Annotated in this window: 32 protein-coding genes; 19 read left to right on the top strand and 13 right to left on the bottom strand. The window is 46.4% G+C overall.

Annotated features, from left to right (window positions below; genetic code table 11):
• Positions 1-27 precede the first annotated feature (27 nt).
• Positions 28-852 carry a metal-dependent hydrolase gene (locus ACFOEK_RS18335; RefSeq protein WP_386722929.1) on the top strand — a complete coding sequence of 275 codons (825 nt, stop codon included), beginning with the start codon at positions 28-30 and terminating at the stop codon, positions 850-852.
• A 248-nt stretch (positions 853-1,100) separates the two neighbouring features.
• Here ACFOEK_RS18335 and ACFOEK_RS18330 read toward each other — a convergent pair whose 3' ends face one another.
• Positions 1,101-1,685: a YceI family protein gene (locus tag ACFOEK_RS18330; protein WP_386722928.1), complete on the bottom strand. Its 585-nt coding sequence runs from the start codon at positions 1,683-1,685 to the stop codon at positions 1,101-1,103.
• A gap of 83 nt (positions 1,686-1,768) precedes the next feature.
• A complete protein-coding gene (locus ACFOEK_RS18325; protein ID WP_386722927.1) occupies positions 1,769-2,317 on the bottom strand; it encodes a cytochrome b in 549 nt (182 codons plus the stop codon).
• A gap of 281 nt (positions 2,318-2,598) precedes the next feature.
• On the opposite strand from ACFOEK_RS18325, the gene ACFOEK_RS18320 reads away from it, so the two are divergent.
• Positions 2,599-3,435, top strand: a complete 837-nt coding sequence (locus ACFOEK_RS18320) for an AraC family transcriptional regulator (RefSeq protein ID WP_386722926.1) — start codon at positions 2,599-2,601, stop codon at positions 3,433-3,435.
• A 36-nt stretch (positions 3,436-3,471) separates the two neighbouring features.
• Here the strand turns inward: ACFOEK_RS18320 and ACFOEK_RS18315 are convergent, their stop codons facing one another.
• From ACFOEK_RS18315 to ACFOEK_RS18305, 3 genes are all read right to left on the bottom strand, one after another.
• The gene (locus tag ACFOEK_RS18315) at positions 3,472-4,029 is read right to left on the bottom strand and encodes a DUF3592 domain-containing protein (protein WP_386722925.1); all 558 of its coding nucleotides are present in this window, start codon (positions 4,027-4,029) and stop codon (positions 3,472-3,474) included.
• Positions 4,030-4,089: 60 nt separating this feature from the next.
• Positions 4,090-5,067, bottom strand: coding sequence for a zinc transporter ZntB (locus tag ACFOEK_RS18310; RefSeq protein ID WP_386722924.1), 978 nt, complete (start codon positions 5,065-5,067; stop codon positions 4,090-4,092).
• Between the two features lie 87 nt (positions 5,068-5,154).
• Complete coding sequence (locus ACFOEK_RS18305) at positions 5,155-5,946, bottom strand: sulfite exporter TauE/SafE family protein (RefSeq protein ID WP_386722923.1); 792 nt, start codon at positions 5,944-5,946, stop codon at positions 5,155-5,157.
• A 176-nt stretch (positions 5,947-6,122) separates the two neighbouring features.
• Here ACFOEK_RS18305 and ACFOEK_RS18300 point away from each other — a divergent pair, with 176 nt between their 5' ends.
• The 10 genes from ACFOEK_RS18300 (at position 6,123) to ACFOEK_RS18255 (ending at position 13,485) form a co-directional block, all read left to right on the top strand.
• On the top strand, positions 6,123-6,887 hold the full coding sequence (locus ACFOEK_RS18300; RefSeq protein ID WP_386722922.1) for an AzlC family ABC transporter permease: 765 nt from the start codon (positions 6,123-6,125) through the stop codon (positions 6,885-6,887).
• Entirely contained in the window at positions 6,884-7,249 is a 366-nt protein-coding gene (locus tag ACFOEK_RS18295; protein WP_386722921.1) for an AzlD domain-containing protein, read from the top strand. The genes ACFOEK_RS18300 and ACFOEK_RS18295 overlap by 4 nt, the downstream gene beginning before the upstream one ends.
• A gap of 164 nt (positions 7,250-7,413) precedes the next feature.
• Positions 7,414-8,328 carry a DMT family transporter gene (locus ACFOEK_RS18290; protein WP_386722920.1) on the top strand — a complete coding sequence of 305 codons (915 nt, stop codon included), beginning with the start codon at positions 7,414-7,416 and terminating at the stop codon, positions 8,326-8,328.
• Positions 8,329-8,330: 2 nt separating this feature from the next.
• Positions 8,331-8,645 carry a ClpX C4-type zinc finger protein gene (locus ACFOEK_RS18285; protein WP_386722919.1) on the top strand — a complete coding sequence of 105 codons (315 nt, stop codon included), beginning with the start codon at positions 8,331-8,333 and terminating at the stop codon, positions 8,643-8,645.
• Between the two features lie 190 nt (positions 8,646-8,835).
• A complete protein-coding gene (locus ACFOEK_RS18280) occupies positions 8,836-9,276 on the top strand; it encodes a DUF4399 domain-containing protein (protein ID WP_386722918.1) in 441 nt (146 codons plus the stop codon).
• A gap of 213 nt (positions 9,277-9,489) precedes the next feature.
• Positions 9,490-9,852 (top strand): TfoX/Sxy family protein, encoded by a 363-nt coding sequence (locus ACFOEK_RS18275; RefSeq protein WP_386722917.1) that lies wholly within the window; start codon positions 9,490-9,492, stop codon positions 9,850-9,852.
• Between the two features lie 13 nt (positions 9,853-9,865).
• Positions 9,866-10,354, top strand: coding sequence for a DUF1499 domain-containing protein (locus ACFOEK_RS18270; RefSeq protein ID WP_386722916.1), 489 nt, complete (start codon positions 9,866-9,868; stop codon positions 10,352-10,354).
• A gap of 110 nt (positions 10,355-10,464) precedes the next feature.
• Positions 10,465-11,856, top strand: coding sequence for an MFS transporter (locus tag ACFOEK_RS18265; protein ID WP_386722915.1), 1,392 nt, complete (start codon positions 10,465-10,467; stop codon positions 11,854-11,856).
• Positions 11,857-11,889: 33 nt separating this feature from the next.
• Complete coding sequence (locus tag ACFOEK_RS18260) at positions 11,890-12,510, top strand: LysE family translocator (protein ID WP_386722914.1); 621 nt, start codon at positions 11,890-11,892, stop codon at positions 12,508-12,510.
• A gap of 159 nt (positions 12,511-12,669) precedes the next feature.
• A complete protein-coding gene (locus tag ACFOEK_RS18255) occupies positions 12,670-13,485 on the top strand; it encodes an acyl-CoA thioesterase (protein ID WP_386722913.1) in 816 nt (271 codons plus the stop codon).
• A 19-nt stretch (positions 13,486-13,504) separates the two neighbouring features.
• On the opposite strand, the gene ACFOEK_RS18250 is transcribed toward ACFOEK_RS18255, so the two are convergent.
• Positions 13,505-13,666 carry a hypothetical protein gene (locus tag ACFOEK_RS18250; RefSeq protein ID WP_386722912.1) on the bottom strand — a complete coding sequence of 54 codons (162 nt, stop codon included), beginning with the start codon at positions 13,664-13,666 and terminating at the stop codon, positions 13,505-13,507.
• A 224-nt stretch (positions 13,667-13,890) separates the two neighbouring features.
• Between ACFOEK_RS18250 and ACFOEK_RS18245 the strand changes: the two genes are divergently transcribed.
• Both ACFOEK_RS18245 and ACFOEK_RS18240 read left to right on the top strand, forming a co-directional pair.
• Positions 13,891-14,340 carry an META domain-containing protein gene (locus ACFOEK_RS18245; RefSeq protein ID WP_386722911.1) on the top strand — a complete coding sequence of 150 codons (450 nt, stop codon included), beginning with the start codon at positions 13,891-13,893 and terminating at the stop codon, positions 14,338-14,340.
• A gap of 106 nt (positions 14,341-14,446) precedes the next feature.
• On the top strand, positions 14,447-15,475 hold the full coding sequence (locus tag ACFOEK_RS18240) for a fatty acid desaturase family protein (protein ID WP_386722910.1): 1,029 nt from the start codon (positions 14,447-14,449) through the stop codon (positions 15,473-15,475).
• 10 nt (positions 15,476-15,485) lie between these two features.
• Here the strand turns inward: ACFOEK_RS18240 and ACFOEK_RS18235 are convergent, their stop codons facing one another.
• Positions 15,486-16,415, bottom strand: coding sequence for an alpha/beta fold hydrolase (locus tag ACFOEK_RS18235; RefSeq protein WP_386722909.1), 930 nt, complete (start codon positions 16,413-16,415; stop codon positions 15,486-15,488).
• Positions 16,416-16,532: 117 nt separating this feature from the next.
• Here ACFOEK_RS18235 and ACFOEK_RS18230 point away from each other — a divergent pair, with 117 nt between their 5' ends.
• The 3 genes from ACFOEK_RS18230 to ACFOEK_RS18220 all read left to right on the top strand — a co-directional run bounded on the left by ACFOEK_RS18230 (position 16,533) and on the right by ACFOEK_RS18220 (position 18,161).
• Positions 16,533-16,931, top strand: a complete 399-nt coding sequence (locus ACFOEK_RS18230) for an acyl-CoA thioesterase (RefSeq protein ID WP_386722908.1) — start codon at positions 16,533-16,535, stop codon at positions 16,929-16,931.
• Between the two features lie 128 nt (positions 16,932-17,059).
• Positions 17,060-17,440, top strand: coding sequence for a DUF3461 family protein (locus ACFOEK_RS18225; protein ID WP_386722907.1), 381 nt, complete (start codon positions 17,060-17,062; stop codon positions 17,438-17,440).
• Between the two features lie 139 nt (positions 17,441-17,579).
• Positions 17,580-18,161 (top strand): YfaZ family outer membrane protein, encoded by a 582-nt coding sequence (locus ACFOEK_RS18220; RefSeq protein ID WP_386722906.1) that lies wholly within the window; start codon positions 17,580-17,582, stop codon positions 18,159-18,161.
• 122 nt (positions 18,162-18,283) lie between these two features.
• On the opposite strand, the gene ACFOEK_RS18215 is transcribed toward ACFOEK_RS18220, so the two are convergent.
• The gene (locus ACFOEK_RS18215; protein WP_386722905.1) at positions 18,284-20,125 is read right to left on the bottom strand and encodes a DEAD/DEAH box helicase; all 1,842 of its coding nucleotides are present in this window, start codon (positions 20,123-20,125) and stop codon (positions 18,284-18,286) included.
• Between the two features lie 194 nt (positions 20,126-20,319).
• Here ACFOEK_RS18215 and ACFOEK_RS18210 point away from each other — a divergent pair, with 194 nt between their 5' ends.
• Positions 20,320-20,772 carry a YaiI/YqxD family protein gene (locus ACFOEK_RS18210; protein ID WP_386722904.1) on the top strand — a complete coding sequence of 151 codons (453 nt, stop codon included), beginning with the start codon at positions 20,320-20,322 and terminating at the stop codon, positions 20,770-20,772.
• A gap of 60 nt (positions 20,773-20,832) precedes the next feature.
• Here ACFOEK_RS18210 and ACFOEK_RS18205 read toward each other — a convergent pair whose 3' ends face one another.
• From ACFOEK_RS18205 to ACFOEK_RS18190, 4 genes are all read right to left on the bottom strand, one after another.
• On the bottom strand, positions 20,833-21,201 hold the full coding sequence (locus ACFOEK_RS18205; RefSeq protein WP_386722903.1) for a hypothetical protein: 369 nt from the start codon (positions 21,199-21,201) through the stop codon (positions 20,833-20,835).
• Positions 21,202-21,256: 55 nt separating this feature from the next.
• Positions 21,257-21,670: a hypothetical protein gene (locus tag ACFOEK_RS18200; RefSeq protein WP_386722902.1), complete on the bottom strand. Its 414-nt coding sequence runs from the start codon at positions 21,668-21,670 to the stop codon at positions 21,257-21,259.
• Between the two features lie 38 nt (positions 21,671-21,708).
• Positions 21,709-22,383 carry a DUF4145 domain-containing protein gene (locus ACFOEK_RS18195; RefSeq protein ID WP_386722901.1) on the bottom strand — a complete coding sequence of 225 codons (675 nt, stop codon included), beginning with the start codon at positions 22,381-22,383 and terminating at the stop codon, positions 21,709-21,711.
• 127 nt (positions 22,384-22,510) lie between these two features.
• Positions 22,511-23,206, bottom strand: coding sequence for a hypothetical protein (locus ACFOEK_RS18190; RefSeq protein WP_386722900.1), 696 nt, complete (start codon positions 23,204-23,206; stop codon positions 22,511-22,513).
• 381 nt (positions 23,207-23,587) lie between these two features.
• On the opposite strand from ACFOEK_RS18190, the gene ACFOEK_RS18185 reads away from it, so the two are divergent.
• Entirely contained in the window at positions 23,588-24,337 is a 750-nt protein-coding gene (locus ACFOEK_RS18185) for an enoyl-CoA hydratase/isomerase family protein (RefSeq protein WP_386722899.1), read from the top strand.
• Between the two features lie 22 nt (positions 24,338-24,359).
• Here the strand turns inward: ACFOEK_RS18185 and ACFOEK_RS18180 are convergent, their stop codons facing one another.
• Positions 24,360-26,312 carry a sensor histidine kinase gene (locus tag ACFOEK_RS18180; RefSeq protein ID WP_386722898.1) on the bottom strand — a complete coding sequence of 651 codons (1,953 nt, stop codon included), beginning with the start codon at positions 26,310-26,312 and terminating at the stop codon, positions 24,360-24,362.
• Between the last annotated feature and the right edge of the window lie 20 nt (positions 26,313-26,332).

Genomic DNA, 26,332 nt, shown 5'->3' with positions numbered 1-26,332 from the left:
ATACTGAACTAAAATAACCAAAACAGTATGACTATACCAGCAAAACAGGACACCAGTTCCAGTCTGGCAAACATTGAGATCACAGTGCGGAAACCCGAGTTTGATTTCTCTGATACGCCGGAGCAATGGTTAGCCAGCATTGAAGCATCTCATTTCATGCATGCTATCGCCGTGATGGTGCCCGTCACTGAAAAGTTGGTTATTGAAAGGCTTAGAGCGACGACCGACAAGATTTCTAACCCTCACCTCAAAGTTGAAATTACCCAAGTGATCAAGCAAGAAGGCATACACGCCAGGTATCACAGAGCCATCAATACCCATTTAGTTGGGCATGGGTTTATAGAAATTCCGTTATTCGAACGAATCCAGACGGCACTGTTTAAGCGCTTAGAGTCAGTCATGCCGACCTCCTTTGTTGAGTCTATTCCCGCAGCCATGGAGCACTTTACCGCCAACATCAGCAAAGCAGTGTTAACAGATCAAGCATTTTGGTTCGGAGATAAACAAACAACGGATGCCGCCAGATTTTTAAAATGGCATGCCTTTGAAGAGCTGGAACATCAAGCCGTGTGTTTTGATCTCTATAAAGATCTAAAGCACAGTTCCATTTTATTTAGTCTGTCCTTGATGCTCTTCTGGATGCCCTTGTCTGCGCTGAGCACCTATTCAATCCACACTTATTTTCTGGTTAAGAGTAAAAAGCTGAAAAGCATCTCAGCCTGGAAAAAGCATCTTCGTTTTATTCGAAAAACCTGTCCAATCTTTTTAAGTGGTGCGTGGAAGTACAGCAAAAAGGATTACTCGCCTTGGACACCCAATGACAAGCAATTGCATCAGAGAGAGGGGGTATAACTTTCAAGAGAATCGCTTAACAATCCTCAAAAAAAACCACAAAAAAGGCCTCCGAAGGAGACCGAGTGAAAACGTCATGAGCGCCGATTAGGCTAGGCAAAATTAAACGAAAACGCGCAGTTTATGTGTATTAAATGAGCATTTTGAGGTTAATTTTAACAACGCCTAGTCAAGCGCAATAGTTTTCACTCAGTCTCCAAAGAGGCCATAGGTATAGAACAACAAGGAATTGATTCAAAAGGAATCTATTACTGACGAATACCTTCTACATGAAGTTCCAGTTCAACCGTTTCAGACGCTGGGCCAAGGTTGTAGTCGATACCGAAGTCTTTCAACTTGATCGTCGTTGAACCTTCGAAACCGTTACGGAAACCACCCCAAGGATCGTTACCACCACCGATGTGGTTTGCATCAATCGTTACTGATTTCGTTACACCGTGAAGTGTTAGGTCACCAACCAATTGGAATGAACCATCTGCACCAGGAACAACAGACGTGCTTTGGAAAATAGCTTTCGGATAAGTGCTTACGTCTAGGAAATCATTGCCACGAAGGTGCTTGTCACGTTCCGCGTGGTTTGAATCGACACTCTTAGTGTCAATCACCACATTTACTTGGCTTGCAGCCAGATTCTTCTCGTCAAAGGTAAATTCACCTTTGAAATCATTGAAACGACCTGTTAGCCAGCTGTAACCCAAATGTTGGATTTTGAACTGAATCGACGCATGCGCGCCTTTGGTGTCAATCACATACTTATCAGCCATTGCCGACATAGACATTAGTGAAGCCAGTGATGTAGCCAATAGAGTTTTAGTGATCTTGCCTAATTTCATTTGAGTCTCCTATGAGTTTCTTCTTGTTAAGTTCTTACTTGATCCGCGTTCAACGCAGAGTTGTTAAATAGTGTCGTTTTAATCTAAGAGCCTTTGATCATACGCATCAGCGTCCGATCTTTATCTAAGAAATGATGCTTCAGCGCGCCTAACGCATGCAGCACGGCCAAACCAATTAAGGTGTAGGCTACGTATTCGTGAATCATTCCGGCAAGGTCACCTTGGCTTTCGCCACCCGCTACTAATGCAGGGATTTCAAATAATCCGAACACATCGACGCCATGACCTTTCGCAGTGGAAATTAAATAGCCACTGACCATCACCACCAGCATCAATAAATAAAGACCAAAGTGCGCCAGCTTAGCACCGACTTTTTCAGCTTTTGAATGATTTTCCAAAGGCTTGGGCTGAACATTCATCACACGCCAAACCAGACGAAAAACAATCAAGATAAAGAGTAAGATGCCAATGCCTTTATGAATTGGTGGCAGTGTTTGATACAGGCTGTCGTAATAGCTCAGAGAGCGCATATAGATACCAGAGGCAAACAAACCAATGATGGTTAATGCGGCAACCCAATGAACTGAAATAGCCACAGCACCAAAACGACTTTCAGTATTTTTTATCTGCATCTTTAAAATCCTGTTAACTTATGATGATCTTTAAACATCAACACAATTTCATGTTACTCAACGAGTGATGAGAAGATTATCAACAATGTATCCGATAATCTTTTAGAAAATATAGGCCAGAAAGATCGAAAAGGTCGATATTAAAGTCACACCCCGTTTTGCTGCTTCCCAAAGAAAGTCAATTTCATACTAAACAGCAACCACAGAAAGTTCTACACTCTGACCAATGGATCAGAAAATTGTTCAATCATACCGAGTAGATACCTGATATATTCCCTAAGATGACTCAAATAGCCACTGAATCCGCCCGTTACCATCACGTTAAGTCGTTGAACAATCTCGAATTGTTGGACGCACGTTTTCGTCGTCAGACGTTCGGGAAACATGTGCATGAGGGTTTTTGTATAGGCGTGATTGAGAACGGTGCACAGGCTTTTTACCGCTCAGGAGAAGTACATATAGCAGGCACCAATCGCATCATTTTGGTCAATGCCGATCAAGTACACACCGGCCACTCTGCATCTGATCAAGGTTGGTCGTATCGGGCAATCTATCCGACACCTGAACATTTTGAGTCCATCACCAACGAATATGGCTTGAACACAGGCACGCCCTACTTCGATGCGTCAGTTGTGCAAGACCCAATGATGGCCAATCAACTACGCCATCTGTTCAATGTAATGGCGTCCGAGGATAGTTCCACACTGGAAATTCAGACCTGCTATTTACAGGTCATCAGCAACTTGATTCAACGTCATAATCGCAGCCGCGCCCTTCCGTTAACCACGGGGACAGAACATTGGGCCATTGAAACCGTGAAAGAGTTTCTGGCAGCTAACGTTGATCAAAATGTCTCGCTCGATCAGCTAAGCCAGTTAGTGAATCTCAACCCTCACTATCTGGTTCGCGCTTTTCAAAAGGCCACAGGCATGCCACCGCACGCGTATCACGTTCAAATTCGCCTACAACAAGCCAAAGCCTTGTTATCGCATGGCATGAAACTTAGCGACGTGGCACTGGATACCGGCTTTACCGATCAAAGCCACCTCACTCGCCATTTCAAAAAGGCTGTAGGTGTGACCCCTGGCGTATTCCAGCGACAGATTCAAGCTCATTAGCCTCAGATTACCTATTGGATAGACATTTGATCACATCTACCGATACTGAATCACGCCCATCCAACTTAACGCGCCAATAATCATCATCGCCACACCAAACAACACTCTGGCATATTGAACAAAGTGAGGGCCTGGAAGAATCACATTAACGGTCGGATCGGAGGGTTTGTAGTAAAGCGTAAGCGGCTGCATGAGCTTCACTTCATCCAGCAAGGCTTGGGCTTTTTCTTTGGAAGTATAGTTACCGCTGAAATCATACTCTACGCCAGCGAATTCTTGCCCTGCTACCTCAAAGGTACATTCAACTTTGGGTCGGTAACGACGAGAGTTTTTAGCGGTGTGCCAGGTTAATGAGTACTTAGGGGATGAAGCAATCGCTGTCGGCCACTGTCGACTGTCTTTCCCTTCCTGGTAAGTCACAATCCCCGTCACCAGAATAAACAAGCCAAGTACAATCAGCATGAACCAACCGAGATAATCCAACCACAGGTACTCGGTAAATACGGCAGCAGGTGCCACAAACATAAAGACGACCAGAAACAAGGTTGAATAACCACTTCTGCCCGTAGCGACCTTCAGAAACGCATCTTTCATGTACGGAGTTTCTTATTGTAGACGGGTCATATAACTAAAACTAATCATTAAAACGAACCTCTAAAACCATCGATTAAAACGTAAAAAGATAATCTGCAAAACGGCAATGGCGGTCATTAACCCGGCGACCAACCAAAACGCACTGGGTTCTTCCGCACCCGGCATGCCACCGACATTGATTCCCAGTAATCCGGTTAAGAAACCTAGCGGCAGGAAAATCGCCGCAACAATCGACAGCATGTACATGCGATTATTCATTTGTTCCGACATGGCACTGGCAATTTCGTCCTGAGTGATTGACGCCCGCTCACGAATAGAGTCCAAGTCCTCAATGTATCGAAGCAAGTGATCCGAGGTTTGCCTCAAGTGAATATAATCGTGATCACTGATGAAGGAGAAACGATCCGAAATGAGCTTTTGCATTGCGTCCCGCTGAGGTGAGAGATAGCGGCGTAGCACAATGGCTTGACGACGTAAGTCCGCCAATTCCGAACGCAACGAATGTGATGCACTGTCGATGACCTGCTCTTCCAAAGCCGCAATGGTTTCTTCCTGCGCATGCAAAGTGCCCTGCATCCGACTGATCAGACGATCGGTCAACATCACCAGGAACTCCCCCACTGAGGTCGGCCCTACGCCTTGCTCGATATGCTCTACGATGTCTTGCGCCGACAACAAACGGCGCTTGCGGGTACTGATGATACGGTAGGGTTCAATCCACATTCGAATCGACACCATGTCTTCAGGATCAGAATTAGGCGCCAGATTCACGCCTCTTAATATCAATAACGCGCCTTGGCCAAATCGGGTACAACGCGGGCTGGTTTCATCACACAACAAGCCATCAATAATGACTTGATCCAAGCCACTTTTCTCGTTCAGCCATTGCTGTGCTTTTTCAGAGGTGTAATCCAAATGAATCCAGGCGGGTGCACCTTCGCAACCTGCGGTTTCTAAATCGCTCCAATCCAGAGCCTGTCCTTTACGTTCACCGTTTAAGGAATAGGCGTATACCAATCCATCGTTGTCTCGTTCCATGCTTTATTTTCCTGATGCACCTGATCTAACAGCAATAGTAGTCGAGCTATAAGCACGATAAAAACAAAATATGCGACTAAATTTAAATCACACCCACGCCTGCCATAATCCCATCAAACTAATAACAATCAACACCGAGCCAAGTACTCTGAAAAAGGTCGGCGTCTCGGCACTGATCATCTTCTCGTGGAAATGCATGCCTATAAAGTGGCCCACTGTCGCACACGGCAGTAACCATAAGTGATGAACCCATTGGAAATCGACACCCGCCCAAACAAACGCCGCACACTTGATAATGACCAAGATAAACCAAAGTACAAAGAGCGTATCTCTCAGTTGATGCTTTGCCACATGCGAGGCATAAACGGCCACAATCAACGGCGCACCGATCAAGGACGTACCACTGATGTAGCCACCCAACATTAGAAAACCGGTATCAAGCGTTTTACTGTTACTTTTGAAAGGCTTATTCAGCACATAACCAATAGCATAGACGGCGACAATGGCGAAGATGATGCTGCTCATAATGTGGGACGGCAGACTCAACAAGCCAAACACGCCAATCAGTTTAGGGACAATCATCACCCCGAGGGAGTACTTGAGATATTTCCAATCAATGGTTGATACAGACTTGTCGGCATTGCCACTTGCAGACATGTCTTTCTTTACCTTACGGTGATTAGAGAATGCTATCCAAGAAGAAAACACCAACAAGTGCACCGCAATGATCGGCAGAAACACCAGCGGATCATTCACAATCAAAAGCAAGAACGGCAAGCTCAGTACGGCGCCGCCAAAGCCTAAACCAGAGCGAACAAAGCCACTCCAAACAAACAACAAACCAATGGCGATGTACTGCCAGAGCTCAAGGTTTTCCATTGAATTAATTCCCTGTGATAAGAGCTTGAATTATGCACTAAGGGAAGTAGCCCCTCAATTTTCTGATCAACCGCCCAATATTTATATCTACATCGAACAAGTCAATTTTGTACAATCCCTGCTCCGCCCGATTGACTAAAATCCCCTATACATTCACTTTCGATTTTATTGCTGGTATGAACAAATTTACGCTGGTTATTCATGGGGTGCGCGATACCCTGCCCTTAGTGCTCGCCGCTGTGCCCTTTGGTATTTTATTCGGGGCTTTGTGCCAGGCTTTCGAATTGCCTTTAGTGCTATGCATGGCGATGTCAGTTTTTGTTTTTGCTGGCTCTTCACAGTTTGTGGCCGCTAACTTACTGGGGATTGGCACGCCATGGATGATCGTCGTAGGTGCCACCTTTATCGTGAACTTACGACACATGATGTACAGCGCAAACTTGATGAAACACGTGCGCCCTTACTCACAGTTACGACGTGCGATGATGGCCTTTGGTTTGACGGATGAAACCTTTGCAACGGTATTAAACCGTTTGAATAAACACCAGGACGAGCCTTTTTCCGGCAGCTATTACTTCGGCTCGTACGGCTTCATGTACAGCAATTGGATTTTCTGCAGTTGGCTTGGTTTCGTATTGGGCGGTCAGTTAGAAGATCCGCTGGCTTGGGGGCTGGATGTCGCGATGGTTGTTGCCTTTATCGGAATTGTTACCCCTTTGCTGGTCAATCATCTGATGTGGTTGAGTGCCATTCTGGCAGGTACAACAGCAGTCTTGTGTCATGACCTTCCGTTCCAGCTGGGAATTGTTGCCTCTGCCCTAGTGGCCATTGTGATACCAACGGTGTTGAGCATACGCCAGAAAGCAACATCATCCTCTACCTCTGCAGCCGCTAACATCCAACGTCCCGCCCAAACCAACGTCCAAGAGTCTAACCTATGAGTACAGAATCACTGACCACCGTTATGTCCGACACTGAAATGGTGTTGCTGATTTTGGGAATGATGGCGGTCACCTTCGGTGTACGCTACTTTCCATTTGCCTTAGCGTCGAAAGATAACCTTTGGGGAAAGTATCAAGATGTGGTCGAAACAGCCTTAGGATTTGTGCCTGTTGCGGTGCTTACCGCGATCATTGTTCCAACTGTACTGATCAGAGATGGCGAAACTGTATCTGTCTCTTTGGACAACTTTCATTTATTGTCTTCCCTTGTGGCATTTGCCGTTGCGTATAAAACTCGACACACACTCCTCACTGTGGTGTCCGGTCTTGCCACTTTCGGACTGTTAAAACTTTTCTTCTGACTATTCTACTAACTAGTAATCTATTAATAGCGATAGCCCAATTAGCAGTTATACCTGATTAATAGTTATATCTAATTAATAGTGATACCCCGATCTTTCGGGGTATTTGAGGTTCTAAGAACCGCTGAATACGTCATTACTCTTTACTGATCACCGAGGCTTATGTGACTCATGATGTAACACCTACTCCCCAAGAGCTGACTCAGGGGATTATTTTTGGATTAATCGCTGCCATGATTTGGGGCGCTTGGCCGGTCATTTCAGCGCTGGGCGTTCGTCAATCGCTGGGAGCCAACGATCTTACGTTTCTGCGATTCACCGTCTCCGGGTTAATCTTGCTGCCCTTGTTCTATAAGCTGCGTTTTCAAGGCGTGAATCTCGGTAAAGGACTGGTGTTAGCGTGTGGCGCAGGCCTGGGTTATATCTCACTGTGTTTATACGGACTGTCCTTCGCACCGGCCAGCCATTTCGGCATCATTACGCCCAGCTGTATGCTGACCTTCACGACGTTGGGCAGCTGGTTGCTGCTTGGCGAAAAGTTAACCAAGAGCCGGGTATTGGGCTTTGCCGTGATTATTGCAGGCGTTATTACCATCGGCTGGTCAAGTTTCAGCTCCGACGTCAGCAACCCGAATTACCCTGAAAGTTGGAAAGGCGACATCATCTTTGTGTTCTGCGGTTCGCTATGGGCGTTGTACACGGTGAGCAGTCGCATCTGGAAGGTGGAAGCTTTTCATGCCACAACCCTGGTGTCTGTGCTTTCGATGCTGATCTATGCACCGATTTATTTCTTCATCACGGAACCCGCCATTTTTGACGCACCGGTTACGGAAGTGCTCTTCCAAGGTGTGATGCAGGGCGTCTTCACCGCAGTGCTGGCATTACTGTTCTTTAGTAAATCCGTAAACCTGATTGGCGCCAGCAAAGGCGCGGTGTTCGGCGCCTTAGTACCGGCGGTGGCACTGCTGTTATCCATGCCTGTTTTGTCGGAATATCCCAGCATGATAGAAATTATTGGGGTAATGGTGGTCAGTATCGGTATGCTATACGCACTTGGACTACTAAAAGCTAAAATCTAACGATGAATGACGAACAGAAACAGCAGTTAAAAGAACTCTTAACTCACTTTACCGAACAGGAAAAGCTGGATTTAAAACAACAAACCGGTATCGACCTGGATACCGATTTAGACCCGGACAATATTGATCCTGAATTGGCCGAAATATTAATCGACAGTGGAGTATTGGACGACAGACCACAGCTTTCTAAAGTGACGGGCGGCGATGCCTGCTGCTCGTTCTGTGGGAAAAGCACCGCCGACGTTGGTACCTTGATTACCTCTCCGACCGGCGCGAAAATCTGTCGTCAGTGCATTCTTCAGTATCAAAGTTCCTAACGCTGTAAACAGCAAATTCCTCGGCCTTACTGACCCGCTCACCCAGCATTAAGTACCAGAACTCAACACAGAGTTGTCAGTCCAGGCCATCTCCCCCTTATCACACCTTAGCGGCAGCAAGATTTAGCAAGACTTTTTGCAAAAAACGGCTATAACTAAGGGGCCATAAAAACGATAAGGAGGCATCAAAATGAAAACGAAAACCGCACTGTTTCTAAGCGCATTGAGTTTAAGTCTGTCTGGCGCATGGGCCACTCAGGTTCAGGCGGATTGCGGACATTGCTCGGAAGCACCGGCACAAGCTCACGCCTACATCATCTCACCACAACACGGTGAGACCGTCGATCAAACCTTTACCGTAAAGTTTGGGTTAAAGGGCATGGGAGTTGCTCCTGCCGGAACGGATCGAAAGCACACTGGCCATCACCATTTACTGGTGGATGCAGAAGAACTTCCGCCAATGGACAAACCGATGAGCAACGAGGTGAAGCACTTTGGTGGCGGACAAACCGAAACCACGCTGACGCTGGAACCTGGCAAGCATACCCTGCAACTGATTCTTGGCGATATGAAACACCAGCCACACAACCCACCGGTTGTTTCTGAGAAAATCACCATTACAGTGAAGTAAATCTTCCGGGCTCAGTCTCATTAGCTTCAGCCACAGCTATCAAAAACAACGATCAGACACAGCAATCTCAGAGACTGTTTCTGAACAAATTTTACACTGTGGCTGATTCTTTCTTGCCAAAATCCATTCAGATACTGACAAATTGATCAACGTCACACAAACTTAGTTTTTATATTCTAGAATCAAAGATCACAATCACCTGCAGACCTAACAATGAGTAGTTCGGAATTTTCAAATTACCTCTGTGAACAACTGATGCCGATAGGCCCGGTCAGAGCAAAACGCATGTTTGGCGGCTATGGACTGTTCCTGGATGATCTCATGTTTGGTCTGATTGCAGACGATGTGCTTTATTTAAAAACGGATGATCAAACTCGTCCTGACTTTGAAGAACTGGGGCTCGAGCCTTTCACTTACGCTAAGAAAGACAAAGTGGTCTCGTTAAGTTACAGTCAGGCACCCGAAGACGCCATGGAAGATTCTCGCCTCTTGTGCGAGTGGGCTAATCAAGCCTACGGAGCCGCACTTCGATCAGCAAGCGCTCGTTCTAAAAATTATAAGAAAAAAAATAAGTAACAAAAGGCAAACTATGTTCCAAAAAATCCTGTTATGGGTATTTGTGGTGCTTTTTATTTTAAGCGCTGCGTTATACACACGTTTTTACACATTGGGCCATGAATCCCAAGGGTACACCGCACTTGGGCTTGAACAAGGCTTACTCTCTCCGTGCCCGGACAAACCGAATTGCGTCAACAGTGAGTTCCCGGACGACCAGTCCCATTACATTGCCCCCTTATTGATTACCGACAGTGAATGGAATTCATTGAAGATCACGTTACGACAAGCCATTCGTCAGGACGGCGGCACCGTTACTAACGTCCAAGAATTCTACATGGCGGCAGAATACCAAAGCAGCTGGTTTGGCTTTGTGGATGACTTGGAGTTGCGCTTTGATCCAAACCAAAGTTTGCTTCACATTCGCTCAGGTTCCCGAGTCGGCTACAGTGATTTGGACGTAAACAGCGAACGTACAAATCGCCTAAAAGGGGTGATCGAACAACTGTTGGTGATCAATTGATTGATTTTTTCAATGTCATAAATAAAGAAAATTGACTGGAAGCCAGCCTTTAACATCTTTATCCTAGCGGTCAACTTTTCTCCATCCAGACCGTTAGGTATCCTTTCTGTATGAAACAGACATCCGACAAACTGATTATCTGGATCATCATCCTGACCCAGTTCGCCAGCCCTTTCATGTTCTCTGGCGTGGCGATTACATTACCTCAAATGGGTCGAGAGCTGGATGCCAGTGCCGTTGCGCTTGGTCTGGTTGAGTCCGTTTACTTAGGATTATCCGCCGCATTGCTACTGCCAATGGGTCGCATTGCCGACGCCACCAGCCGGGAAATTCTCTTTAAGATCGGCCTCGTTGGCTACTGCATCTGTACCTTTACGATCAGCCTGTTACCTGACATTTATTCGGTAATCTTTGTTCGCGCCATTCAAGGAATCTTTGCTGCCTTTATGATGGCAACCGGCATGGCCATCATTTCTCACAAGGTGCCCAAAGAACAACTGGGCCGAACCATGGGCTATTGCATCGGTGCCATTTATGCCGGTCTTTCCGCAGGCCCATTGATTGCCGGTTGGGTAACAGAGCACCTGGGCTGGCGCGCCGTTTATATCCTGACCTTCGTACCTTTAGCGATATCAACTGCGTTGGCAGTGTGGTTGCTACCTCATCAATGGAAAGCTATGACCGAGAAGTTCGATTGGTTTGGCAGTCTGCTCATTTGTGCCTCGGTGGGCTTACTCATCTTTGGCAGCGCGTCACTGCATCACGGCCATGGCGGTTTGCTGATTGCAGGGGGCGTATTGTTGATGGTGCTGTTCTTTGTACTGCAAGCCAAACTGGCAAACCCATTGTTAGATTTACAAGCCATGAAGACCAATAAAGATTTCAGTCACGCCCTCATTACTCAGCTGTTTATGTACGCCGGTGCATTTGGCGTCACCTTCTTGCTTGGTCTCTACCTTCAATCTGTTCGTCATTACAGTGCCCAACATGCAGGGCAAATCCTAGTATTAGGGCCCATCTTAATGGCGATCATGGCACCGATTTGCGGGCGTCTTGCGGATCGAGTGAATAAACGTGCGATGACCAGCCTAGGCGTCATCATGGCCATCATTTGTCTGGTGTTATCACTACAATTGAACGATCACTCAGGCCTGCCGATTCTGATTGCGATTATTCTGACGCAAGGGCTTGGTTTTGCACTATTCTCCTCACCTAATATGGCGATTGTGATGAGCAGCGTGCCACCCAGCCAATACAGCTTAGCATCAGCCTTGGGGGCCAAAATGCGTTCGCTGGGCATGGTATTAGCGATGATTCTGATCACCACCATTACCTCCATCTATTTGGGTGAGCAAAGCATAGAGGACGCACCACAAAACTATATGCAGGTAATGGATACCACCTTCCTGATATTTATTGGGTTGTTGGTGGTCGCATGCTGGTTATCGGTTTCAACCATCAAAGGTCACAAAGTCGCGCCCCAACAGGTGCAAAGTAATTAACCCGGTTCTAAGGAACCTCTGAGGAAGAGCAGCATGTTATCCATTGAAACCATTAGCTTATTTTTTACCGCCAGTATCTTGCTGTCGCTCTCTCCTGGTCCGGATAACATTTTTGTTTTGATGCAATCGATCACACAAGGACCAAAGGCCGGGATGATCACAACCCTTGGCTTATGCACCGGCTTACTTGTACATTCCACCGCTGCGGTATTAGGTGTTGCGGTCATTTTTCAGACCTCTGAAATCGCGTTCACCGTGCTGAAACTGTTAGGGGCTGCGTATCTGATTTATCTTGCCTGGGGGGCTTTCCGAGCCAAGAGCACCGCATTGGAAGGCGCCAATCAACCCGTTTCTCTCAAAAAGCTCTACTTCCGAGGGATCTTGATGAGCATTACCAACCCTAAGCTGTCGATTTTCTTCTTAGCTTTCTTGCCGCAATTTGTGGAACCCGCAGCCGGTGCCGTCAGCCTTCAGATGCTACAACTGAGTGTGATTTTCATCGTCGCCGCGCTTTTGGTCTTTAACGCCATCGCCTTAATGTCGGGTCATCTTCGAGACTCATTAGCTAAATCCGATAAAGCCCAAACCTTCTTGAACCGGATGGCAGGGGTGATTTTTGTTGGCTTAGCACTGAAGTTAGCGACCACTCGCTAGATTCACCCTGGTCGCACCTGATTAATAGAGATTCCTATCACTCATAGCATTTGAAAGATCATGACTCAAAGTCATGATCTTTATTCAACAGTATCATTGGTTCTTTGCCATCAGAGCTCAGTATGATGAGTTCACACCCACTCGATGAGGCTAAGAGTCATGCACTACTTCCACGAAATCATTCAACAGCTCAGCGCTGCACAAACAGAATATCGAATCGAGATTCCAGAGAATTGGGGCCAAGGCCGAGCGACCTTCGGCGGTATCATTGGTGGCATTCTGTACAAAGCCATGCGCCTGAATGTGGATCCATCACGTTTGGCAAGATCACTCAGCGTTTCCTTCGTCGGCCCAGTTACCGTTGGACCTATGACCGTGGTGGTGAATGAATTGCGCAGTGGCAGTTCAGTAACGCAAATCGAAGCACGAGCCATTCAGAACGATCAAGTGCAATGTATGGCGATGGCAAGCTTCGGCACGGATCGCGAGTCGAGCATTGAAATCAAAGCCGAATCGGCACCAGAAGCACCTAAGCCTGTGGATAAATCTCAAGAACTGCCTTACATCAAAGGCATCACCCCGGATTTTGTTCAGCAATTCAAAATGCGTTGGGCAGCAGGTGGTTTCCCGTTCTCTGGCAGTAAAGACGACTTTATCGACGGCTACATGCAATTCAAAGATCAGGCAGCCCATCTTGGTGACTTGCCGTTTGATGAAACAGCGCTGGTGACCCTGATCGACGCTTGGCCACCAATTCAACTGTCGAAAATGAAGAAACCCGCACCCGCCAGTTCATTGACCTGGGCGATGGAATTCATTCAACCCATTGAAGGTTTAACTGCAGACAGCTGGTTACGCTACAAAGCTGAAATCGACCATTCGCACAACGGTTATGGTCAAAACCATGCTCAGATCTGGTCAGAAAATGGCGAATTACTCGCGATCAGTCGTCAAACCGTGACAGTATTTGCGTAGGCGAGAACAGCCAGTTTAGCTACTCTTCGTTGGCGTGCGGGCTATTAGCACCGCCCTGCATCACGCCAGCGATGATGGTATAGGCATCCACCCAAGCGGCTTTCACATCCGGGGGAAAATCCCGCGCTAACGTACGGTAATGCTTCCGCCACCGTTTGATAATGCTCGGATTGCACGTCATATAAAGATTAACGACGACCTAACTGCCACACCCAGAATTTAAGCTGATCGATCTGCAGAAATTCGGGTTCCCTAGTCGAGCGAATTATTTTTGATCAACCCTTGTCTAATATCGACCAACAAAACCCTGACTAAACCGCTTTGAAAGTGTTTGTTTCTTCATACGACTCATTTATTCTAGTCAACTCTTAGCGATACATGCTTAATCACTCTAGGGAGCACACCGTGATCAGAAACACTTCACCTTCATTACCCGCTTTTCTGAAGCTCATAACCTTGTTGATGATTACCCTACTTGCTGGTTGTGCCTCTCTTTCAGGAAATAAAGACGCGCCCTTGCAGAGAACTCAGTGGCAATTGACTGAAGTACAGGGCTACAAAATCACCACCAAAGAAGGCGAGCAAGCCGCCTACATTAAGCTGTCGCCAGCGGGAAAAGTCAGTGGTCATTCCGGGTGTAATCAAATCTTCGGCCAATACCATCTGCAAGATTCTTTGATCTCCTTTAGCCGTATGGCGAGTACGCGTAAAGCCTGCATGGGGCGCGCCGATGAAACCGAACGCTACATGCTGGATATGCTCAAATCACCTTTGATGTGGGTTGTTAAAGGCGAACGCTTGGTGTTTTTCGACAACCAACAGGTCGTAGTTGCCCGGTTCAAATCGGTCTATTGATGGGCGCATCTGAGCAATAGATAACCAAGACATCCGACTGATAACCTAAGAGCTCAAAAATCACCCATACTATAACAAGAGCATTATGGGTTAGGAGGTCAGTCGCATGTCCCAGTCCCCACAATCCCCAACAGATGACGTTTCAACAACTGCAGCCGCAAGCGAAGCAAAACGTGAGTACTTATCTCGTGAGGAAGTACAACAGCTTCGACAAGCCAACGACATCAAAGCCTTTTGGGGGCTGATCTTTAACTGGCTGGTGGTGTTCGGTTGCTTCGCCTTAGTCGCTTATGAAGCAAATATTGTCACTGTGCTGTTGGCTATGGTTCTGATCTCAGGTCGTCAACTGGGCTTTGGCATTTTGCTGCACGATTGCTCCCACCGCTCCTGGTTCTCCAAAGGATGGATGAACGATCACTTTGGTCACTGGCTGGCCGGCATACCGATTCTCGTGCCAATGCGATTCTATCGTCCCTACCATTTTGTTCATCACACCAAGACTGGCACAGAGCAAGACCCGGATGTGGACAACATTCGCAATTACCCGGTCACCAAAGCCAGTATGCGCCGTAAAGTGTTTCGTGACTTTGTGGGATTATCTGGGTTGAAAGCACTTTATGGCGTGTTGTTCTTTGCCAATACCGGCCGTGTGGGTAATACCGTGTCACTAGGCAATAAGCAAAACCAACGAACACAGCAAGAGACGATGGCGTTTGCGCTGGCAAACTTTAGAGACATTGCCATTTTCCACAGTGCCTTTTTTGGGCTTTTCTGGTTACTGGATCAACCTGTGCTCTATCTCCTGTGGTGGGCGTCGTACATTTTCACCTACCCATTTATCATTCGTTTGAGACAAGTGGCCGAGCATGGTGCCATGCCACAATTATCGAGCAAAGACGTTCGAGAAACGACACGAACAACACTGGCAAGCTGGTGGGAACGACTGACCTTTGCGCCCAACTATGTGAATTATCACTGTGAGCATCACTACCAACCGACCGTACCAGGCTACAACCTGCCTGAAATGCATCGTCTACTGAAAGAACGCGGGTTTTATCAAGAGCACTCAGCCGCCTTAGTGCAAGGCGGTTATCGTGAGGTGTTTCAGGTGGCATCCTCCAAAAGCGCCACATAGAGCAGATTCATTACCCAACCAGCGGCTCTTGAGCATTATCGCTGGAACGATCTTCACGGCGGCTCGTCTGAGCTTCGTTTAAGCCCGCCAGAAACGCCGACACCACCGCGTCTGGCGCTTCCAGCTGTGGATAATGGCCAATATTCTGAAGCTCGGTAACCTTCGCCTCAGGCAAGAGTTCGCGATAGCGTTCCACTAAATGCTGACCGGAAATGGGGTCTATCACTCCGTCAATGAGATGCAGTGGCAAGGCCATGGCATTGGCTTGTTCCAAAGCCCCGACCCAACGCTCCCGATGCTCCCGGCGTTCCTGCATGTAATAAATCAACAGCGGCAATACCGCCCGGCCGTTTTTGTATTCCAACAACTGCCAAAGATCATCCAACACATCGAAACTCATGCCGTCGGAGCAAATTTTTTGTAGGCTGGCAGTGAATTTTTTCTGATTCATAAACTTGGCTAACAGCGGCCCAATCGGGCTCATCAGCAATTTCTGAATCAACAATGGCTTATGTGTTTCCGGGAACAAACCACCATTAAGTAAACTCAATGAACGAATCTCAAAGGTAAGACTGCCTTCCAGATGACGAGCCAATAGCTCCTGCGCCACGGTATCGCCGTAATCATGCGAAAGGATATGCGCTTTGCGGATATTTAAGTGTTCCGCCAATTCTGCAACCAAGTCCGCTTGCGCTGAAATCGAGTAATCGAAATCTTTGGGTTTGTCTGAAAAACCATAGCCTAGCATGTCCATGGCAATGAGCTGAAACTTGCCTTCCAGCTGCGGCCAAATGGCTTGCCAATCGACGCTGGCCGACGGAAATCCATGCACCAGTATTAAAGGTTCGCCTTCACCGCAAACCTTATAAAACACCCTATGACCACGAAACAACCAATAGTCCCCGGCATCTTGCCAAGTGCGTAACGAATCGGAGAACATACCACCTCGAAATTTTATGAGCTTTTATTCATTATTATTTCTTCACTTTAATGTGATACTACGAGAGACACAAGAACTGATACTATTATCAATAGCTTATTTATCAGGGAGAGAAAGATGCACACCTACCGCACCCAAGTGACCGAACAGGATCTTGATCACAACCATCATGTAAACAACGTTGTTTATGTTCAATGGATGCAAGACGCTGCAGCCAGTCACGGAGAAAGCGCAGGCATCATGACACTCTCAGATCAAGACAACGGCACCTGGTTTGTTCGGGAACACAACATCGTCTACAAACTGCCCGCCATGCCCGGCGATCACATCGAAATTGACACCTGGATTGAAAACATCAAAGGCTTCCAGTCGTTACGCAAATACGAGATCAAGCGCACCTCTGACAACGCCTTATTAGCCAGCGCCTACACCAACTGGGTCTACGTCGATAAAGATCAGGGCAAGCCGAAAAAAATACCGCAAGCCTTTAAAGACATGTTTGAGTGCCGCTCGTAAGTCTTTTCTAAGCACACGCTTTATACACGTATTTTTATTGACCTAAGTAAAGGTCGCCATACAAATATCTGCTAGCTTTAAGTAAGAATGAAAGTAAGCACTAAGCACTGACAGGATGGAGATACTCTATGGAATACAATGCTCTAAAATCTCTTGGCGTCAAACACACTGAAGACATTGAGAAATACTCTCTTCGCAGTGAATCTGATCAAGACGTTCTAAAAATCTATCACGTTCGGAAAAAAGGCGAACTCTTTCAACGCAGTGAAAAGTTCAAATTTCCGCGCGGCACTCGTATGGTTCGCTCTGATGAGAAGCCGTCTGAATACAAAGAAATTAGCGAAGTTTCATCTGTACTGACTCATGTATTGGCCGAACTGGACGACATTACCAATCACGTTCACGATGAACATACCGTTAAAGAACAGATCCTTATGGACCTTAGACATCTGGAAAAAGTCGTACAGAACAAAATTGCGGAAATTGAGTCTAAATTGGATCGCCTGTAGCTAGTGCCATTAGCTAATTATGGCCAAGAACAATTTATGGCCAATAACGATCCCAACAGCAAAGCGTTCGTAAAGACGCTTTACTCGGTGAACAGGCAGACATATATTGCGCCGTTTAATAAGAACGAAAGGGAATCCAATGAACGCACTTTTCTCAAAAACCTATTCTTCATCGCTTACTCTGGCACTGACCTGTGCAACGGCTTTCGTTTCTTCCTCCGCATTGGCCGGAGAGTTCGAGATCCAGCTAAGCAACAGTTCCGTGTATGCTGAAGCCTCTTCACCAGACTCTACCCCGATGCAATTTTCAGCGGGTTATCTTTATCACGAAGAAAGTCGCAACGTCATTAACTTGGACATGCACGCGCAGAATCAATCGAGCGTACAAGGCAACGACACCCACGTTGGCGTTGGTTTACGCGGCATTGGATATCATGAACACAATACCGACGGCTTAGGCTTAGCCTTAGGCGGATTTGGTGAAATTGAGCTGAATCGCGTACCGGGTCTGTCAGTCGGTGGTTCGCTGCATTATTCGCCGGACATTCTAACCTTCAGCGACGTCGATGACTTCTTGTGGTTTGAGGCCTATACCGGCTATTCCGTCATTCCAAACGCCGACGTGCAATTCGGTTATCGCTATATTAAAGCGGATGTGGACGGCGGTAAAAATGGCTCCGTTGAGTCGACAGGCTTTGTAGGCTTACGCTTCCAGTTCTAGTCACAATAACTGAAGCTCTCAAAACACGAACACAAAAAAAGCGCCCGGTCATCAACCGGGCGCTTTTTTCGTTTCAGGATCAGAGCCTAAACGCTGACCCTGAAAAAGCATTCAATCAGAGCTTAATCGTCTGACTTACGAGGCTTTCTCGACTTACGAGGACCTCTAGGTGCTTCACCTTCAGGACGACGACCTCTGGTAGAGGCACGAGGCTTGTCACCACCGCGACCTTTATCAGCGCGACCACGATCAGCACGACCTTTCTTAGGCTTAGGACCACCCTTAGACTTGCTCAGGTTCATCGCTTTGCCCATGACTCGGATGCTCTTCAGATGCTCAAACACTTCCGCTGGCATACCTTCCGGCAAGGATACGTACGCGTGATCATCATGGATATCGATGCTACCGATGTAACGGCTTTCGATGTCCGCTTCGTTCGCAATCGCACCCACAATGTGCTTAGGCTCAACACCGTCAGCACGGCCGATTTCCATACGGAACTCTTCCATAGGAACACCGGTATCACGAGGTTTACGCTCGCCTCGCTCACCACGTTCACGCTTAGGACGATCACCACGGTCACGACCACGGCCATCACGCTCTTCGAAGTCTTTACGACGCTCACGCTTAGGACGATCTTTCAACAACAACGGCTCATCACCTTGAACCAACTTGGCCAATGCCGCCGCGATTTCAAGCGCAGGAATGTTCTTCTCTTCCTGATACTGTTCGATCAACTCTTGGAAGAACTGAAGGTCAGTATTCGTCTCAGAACCCAAGGCTTCGGTAATACGATCTTTAAAGCGAGACACACGACGATCGTTCACGTCTTGCGTGGACGGCAACGTCATCTCTTCGATGGTCTTATTGGTTGCACGCTCAATGGCACGCAACATACGACGCTCACGCGGCGCAGCAAACAGAATCGCTTCACCACTACGGCCCGCACGACCAGTACGGCCAATACGGTGAACGTAAGCTTCAGTGTCGTAAGGAATGTCGTAGTTGATTACGTGAGTAATACGCTCAACGTCCAAACCACGAGCTGCAACGTCGGTTGCAATCAAGATGTCCAACTGACCGTTTTTCAAACGCTCAACGGTACGTGCACGAGATTGCTGTGCCATATCACCGTTCAACGCCGCAGCTGAATAACCACGCGCTTCCAGCTTCTCAGCCAGTTCTTCGGTAGCATTCTTGGTGCGTACGAACATGATCATGCCGTCGAACGGCTCGGTTTCAAGGATACGCGTCAACGCATCCAGTTTGTGCATACCGCTCACCATCCAAACACGCTGACGAATCGTCGAAGCAGTTTGAGTTTTTACCTTAATGGTGACTTCTTTTGGCTCATTCAGGTAATTGGTAGCAATGCGCTTAATTTCTTTCGGCATGGTTGCCGAGAACAACGCGATCTGACGTTCTTCCGGAGTTTGCTCCAGAATCCACTCAACGTCATCAATGAAGCCCATACGCAACATTTCATCGGCTTCATCCAGAACCAATGTCTGAAGGTCCGACAGATCCAGCGTACCACGACGCATGTGATCCATTACACGACCTGGCGTACCCACAACCACATGAACACCGCGCTTAAGCGCACGAATCTGCGAGCTGTAATCCTGACCACCATAAATTGGCAATACATGGAAGCCTTTGCGACGCGCCGCATACTTTTGAAATGCTTCTGCAACCTGAATCGCTAGCTCACGCGTTGGAGCAAGAACCAAGGCTTGTGGTTTGCTCTTACGGATATTAATGTTCGCAACCAAAGGCACTGCGAACGCGGCCGTTTTACCGGTACCGGTTTGCGCCTGACCAAGGACATCGTGTCCTTCCAGTACGTAAGGGATAGTTTCTGCTTGGATTGGAGAAGGGGTTTCATAACCCACGTCTTTTAGCGCCTTCAGCACATGATCAGGTAAACCCAGATCGCCGAAAGTCACATTTAACTCATCTGACATTTGGAGGCCTTATAGAGAAAGGAAAAAAATAACGGACCACCCTAGGATCTAGACAGATCAAACATCAGACACGATCGCCGCCCTGGCAATCTCATAATCCTTAAGTGGATACGTTTCACAGGCGCGCAGTATAGCGACTAAACGTATATAATGCATGTTCCTTTTCGTATCAAATTAACTTCCGGGAAAAAATCATGCCTATTTGGGTCGATGCCGATGCCTGCCCTAGAGTCATCAAAGACATTCTCTTCCGAGCTGCGGACCGCGCTGCCATAGAATTGATTCTAGTTGCTAATCAGCCGCTTGCTACTCCGCCATCAAAATTTATTCGTTCTGTACAAGTGATGCCCGGTTTCGACGTCGCCGACCACTACATTGCTCAAAACATCATCGAAGGCGATCTGGTCATTACCGGCGATATTCCACTGGCCGGAGAAGTCATCGAACTTAAAGCCACCGTACTGACACCGCGTGGCGAAAACCTGCACAAAGGCAACATCGGCCCTCGATTGACCATGAGAAACTTTATGGAAGACATGCGCAGTGCCGGCCAGGTCAGCGGCGGGCCACCGGCGATGAATCAGACCGAGCGCAGGGATTTTGCGAATAAGCTGGATCAGTGGATTGCTAAGTTGCCTAAAAAGTGAGAGCCAAAAAAGGACGTGCTTTAGTACGTCCAATCCGAAGAACGATCCAACCTTTACTTGTTAAAAGTTTCCATTGTATTTAATAGGAAAGGAAGTCCTTTCCCCTGACCAAAACTTAAACGTCTCGATTTGAAGGAACGCAATTAAGCCATTTGATAGACTAACTTTTTGTTTCGGCTTTAAACTCTCTGGTAATAACTTTTGGATTTCATTAAATACTTGATCTTCGTAGTATTCATCTATTGAAGGAGTACCATCTCCTTGCTCCCTGATTTCGAAGATTAAGTCATCAATACGAGGCGCTGATTTTACGGAAACTTTAAATTTTGCAAGTAAAGGGGCCTGCCTTTCATAAGTTTCTGAACCAATAATCGTTTCCATATAATCTGGAAGATCAACTGCTTCTATTGATGTAATTTCTATGTTCATAGATATTTAACGTTTGCTTGAAGGGGTAGTGAATGCGCCTAATTAGCTGACTTTGTTAACTGAATATCTTGTTATAACCCCAAATTACAGCACAACCTATTCCAATCCAAAAAGCAGATGCTAAACACCAATTAAATAGAAAAAATACTCTTTGGCCAAAATCACCACCTTTTATAGGCTTGGATTTTTCAAAATGGTTTGCGATTACATTCATTTCAATTAGGTTCGGCTCCTGTGCCACTACATCGTAGATTGAGCTATCCCCATATGGCTCAGCTACTTCAAACTTCTTCCCATTTAGCTCAAATTCACAAAATACTTCACTACTATAAAACTTTGGAAAATAAGTAATTTGCACACCGGGAATTTGGGAAATAACTTTAGACATACCACTACGAGAGATAATTCTGTTATCAACCTCAAAGCAACGAAATTCACCTTCATCGTTATGTATGCGATTAATTTTCATAAATTAATTCAGTAACGCTCTCCCTCTGGCTGGCATTGTTAAGTGCTGGCTGATTTGGCTTTGGCATCTTTAGCTTCAGCGGATTTCCTTGGGTTTTCTGGAGTCATTTCGTACAGTGCCTCTAACTCTTTTGGCTCTGATATTCCTTTTTTGACAATAAAATTTAGAAGTTCAAACATTTTTGAAGCCACGTAATCAAAATCCTCATCAGACATTTCTCCAGGGTGTACCGCATTATTGCCCGTAATACGAACAGTATCTGCAACCTTAACAACCAAAGGTGGGAGAATGTTTTTTGTAGCTAAGGCTCTGATGTCAGAGTTTATATTTTCTCCTTCTTGCCCCAAGTGCTTGCATAGTTTTTGCAACCCCAAACGAAGGAGTGCAGCTGCCCCACGGGGTGATCTAGAGAAGATTCTAGCCGCCTCAACGTAGTCTTTCTTTACGTCTTCTGGCATATCTTGCACAGGCAATGCTGCCACACCACTGTCTGGGTAAATCAACTCAGCAGATTTATCGCTCCTACCAAACTGGCCATGAGCATAATCGGTTACACGCCATAGACTAGGATTTTCACAACAAGAGCATTGCGCTTCGTAATACATTGTAAAGCCATCATTGGCTCTCAACATAGACCATTTCATATGAGCATAAGTACCACACAGAGGGCAGTGGAATGCTTCTAACCTAAATTCTGGTGCAGTAAATTTCATGATATTCCTTTATATAACTTGAAAGCTATGGCGTTTAACGCCCAAATAACGAACTTAAAAAGCTTGGCTTAGCTGAGAGAGGAAGGAGCTTAAGCCAGGCTTTTTAAGACCTTCGTTGAGTTGCTTGTTAGGCTTTAATTGTAATCTCAATGCAATCAGCAGAGATCCCAAGTGTTTTCGCTAGACCTGTCTTAGCCTCTTCGATAGTAAGACCTTTCACTTCGCTCACGGCTTCATGATTGGTAGTTAAAACGTCAGCACTAACAGGAAACTCTTGCCATTCTAAAGAACTAAAATCTAAACCATGTGTTTCTGTTAAAGCTTTAGTCGTCGTATAAGCTACTGGATTTCGATTGCCAGTCCAAACATTAGGCTGGTTAATTTCAGCATATTCAGATAGTTGAATAACGAGTCGGTCACCTGCTGGCGAATCGGTAATATTTGTCACTTTACCAACTAAAAATGCAGAGCCTTGTTTAATGTCCTTATTACTTGGGAAGTGCTCTCTTAGAGTATTACTTTTCGTTGCTATCAAATATTCACACTTTTCTAGACGCTTTCTGTTCGCAGACCAATAGCCTGAACCACCTTCTTGAATCATAGTCTCAAGGGGCTTACTTGTGAAAACCATCACTACATTACCCATAAACTTAACCTCATAAATCAAAAACTCAACCGAAACAAAGATAACCTTAAACAAAATAAAAATAAACTTATATATAAACTTATATATAAACTTATTGTAATAATAACAGTTAACTCTACATTCCACGTACACACATCCACGTTCATATTTTGCATACCACTCATCATGAAGCTCCATAAAAATAACTAATTATTTCAAACAGTTACAACACTCCTCCGTAATATGCATACGCAGTACGGTTATCACGGCCAATTCGAACCCATTTAGCCACTCATCCCCGAAAAACTTGTACACAACACGCTCACCCACTAAAGTGTCGTCTGCTTAATTAAGGAACCTCTGAACAAATCCGCTCTAGCTCAGCGGGCGCCCTTCGGGGCCTTAAGAGAAATGCCTCTTTTTTGTTGCGGCTTTTTGACATAACCCGTTATGCCTTCAAAAGCGCGCCTCAAATAGACATTTCTCTTAGAGGCCTGAGCAGAGAGGGACTTATTCAGAGGTTCCTTAAGTGCTCACTCAATAGCGGAGCACTCAATCCATCGCATAGGAAATCCGATCATGTATCAAGACATTACCTTGACCATTGAAAACCGTATTGCTCACCTTCAGATTAATCGCCCCGAGTGTTTGAACGCCATTCGTATTCAAACCTATCAAGACATCATTGCGGGTCTGAAAGAAGCAGATCAATCAGACGATGTATCCGTGATTGTTCTGTCAGGTGCGAACAACGTGTTCACTGCCGGTAATGATCTCGCTGATTTGGTGGATGGCGATTCAGAAACTTTGATGGCCTGTGTACAAGGCATCATCGAAACCAGCCACGCGGTTACTAAACCGGTCATCGCGGCTGTTGAGAAAGTCGCGGTAGGCATTGGTTCTACCATTCTGTTGCATTGCGATATGGTGGTTGCGGCTGAGAACACCAAGTTCCGTATGCCTTTCTCTCTGTTAGGTGTGTGCCCTGAAGGCGCTTCAAGTTATCTATTAGATAAACACGTTGGCCCTAAAATCGCGGCTGAGCTGCTTATGACGGGTCGTTTCTTCAGTGCTCAAGAAGCGGAGAAATGGGGTTTCATCAACCAGACTTGTGAAGCAAAAGACGCATTGAACAAAGCAATGGAACTTGCGGGTGAACTGTTGAAGTTACCTTTGCCTTCTTTGCTGGAAACCAAACGTTTGTTGCGCGCTGAAACGGCAGGAAAAGTACCTCAGGTTTCAAGAGACGAGCTGAATGCGTTCGTACCGCTGTTAGAATCAGATGCTACGCAGGCGCGTATCAGCATGATGCTAAAAGGCGCTAAGTAAGTATTTCGTTCCAGGGCAATGCTCAATGCAGCACTTGCCCTGTCTCCGCCACGTCATCCGTCAGCTCTGAGGTAGTCTGCTTTGCGGGGGAAGCCATATTCGCCAGTTCGATTCTAAAGAGCACGCCCTGCCCTTCCTTACTTTCGCAATGAATCTGACCGTTGAGTTTATTCTTCGTGAGGTTATACACAATATTCAACCCTAAACCACTGCCACCTTTGCCCATTTTGGTGGTAAAGAACGGGTCGAAAGCTTTTTCCAAAGTCACTGCGTCCATGCCCTTGCCATTATCCTGATAAATGATTTCAACGCCTTTCGCTTGCGGTTTCACTTCAATCCGAATCTGACAGAGGGTTTTCTTATCCTCAAAGCCATGAATTAAGCTGTTCATGAATAAATTCGTGAAGACTTGTGATACCGCGCCAGGGTAGGTGGTAATCTCCAAAGCAGCATCACCCACCACATCGACTTCGACGCCTTTCAGTTTTAACTTCGGCGTTAAACTGAAAGCGATGGACTGAATGTATTCCGCAATGGCAATTTTGCGACACTGCTCGCCGGTTTGATCCACTGCGACTTGTTTGAAACTTGATATGAGTTGCGCCGCGCCCGACAAACTGCCCATTAGAATTTCTGAACCCTCTTTACAATTGTCGATGAAAGATTCCAACTGTCGCTTCGATAGTTCACCACCGTGATAAGCCTGTTCTATCTCGTCAAAGAGGCTTTGCAAATAGGTGGTTGTGGTCACACTAACACCGACCGGGGTATTGATTTCATGTGCAACGCCTGCCACCAAGCGACCCAGCGAAGCCATTTTCTCGGCTTGCACAAGATCGTCGTAGGTTTTCTTCAACTGAGTGGTTTTTGCATCGTAAGCGCGTTCAAGCCGGTTCACCACACGACGACGCATCCAGATGAAACCGAACAAACAGGCAATAATGAAGACACAGCTAAGAAAGATCGCCATGGCAATCCAATAGGCTTGAGGGTTGGATTCACGAAGCGTGATCGGCTTATTCAACCAATGTGCGCTTTCTGGAATTAGGCTCTCGGATAAGCCGTAATCGTTCAGTTTTGTGTAATCAAACATGTAAACGTTTGGGCTGTCAGCAATAACAGGAAACTCAGCAACAGAGCCGCCTTTCAACACTTCTCCGGCAATGCGTGCAGCGATTCGCCCTTGCTCAAAGTGACTGACCACCTTGCCACCAAACAAGCCTTCACCCACTCCGTGTCGCCAGAAATGATAAATGGGATTCGGCGATGAGGTTTCCAAAAACTCGGTTAATTCATAAAAATCTTTCTTCGTGCCTACAGCGTCACGGAAGCCACTAAGTAACAACACGGCATCGCCGGAGGACGATGCCAGTTCTTTAGCTAACTGAGAAAAAGTCATTCTGGAAAGATCCAGCACCTCCAAATCCACACCTTCGGCTCGAACCTGATAGGCGATAATTGATTTCAGATTGGACTGACCCGATGGTGTGTTATCCACGATCACCTGCAAGGAGGTTTTATCACCGTGAATTCGCTTGATCAGGTCAAACGTTTCTTTAATGGAAATGGCTTCAACAACCCCCGTTACTTGCGGATCAGCATCCAGCAATAAAGCTTTATTGACGTTATTGACGCCAAAGAAAACGATGGGAATGTTTTGAAACAAAGTTGATTGATGTCTGATCGCAAAGTCGAGTGCATTATCGTCTGCCACTAACAGCACATCATAAGGCCGCTTAAGCTGGGAGAGCTTATAGCGAATGGAGGACGTAAAGTTAGCTATATTCTCATCCGTAAAAAAGCGCTTGGAGTCCATGTACTCGTAATCGAGATCCATGTTCTCTGAGCTAAAGCCCAGCTCTTGAAGGCCTTCTCGGACGCCTCGATTTTGATGGTAGAAGGTTGGAAATGCGGGGTGATAGGCACTGATCACCAGTACTTGTTTGCGTTTTTCAGCAATGGATTCAAGCGACATGAAACACAATATAAGACAAC

Source organism: Litoribrevibacter euphylliae (assembly GCF_042646085.1).
Lineage (GTDB): Bacteria > Pseudomonadota > Gammaproteobacteria > Pseudomonadales > Litoribrevibacteraceae > Litoribrevibacter > Litoribrevibacter euphylliae.
The sequence above is the reverse complement of the archived record's forward strand: the minus strand, read 5'-3'. Positions and strand labels throughout refer to the sequence as shown.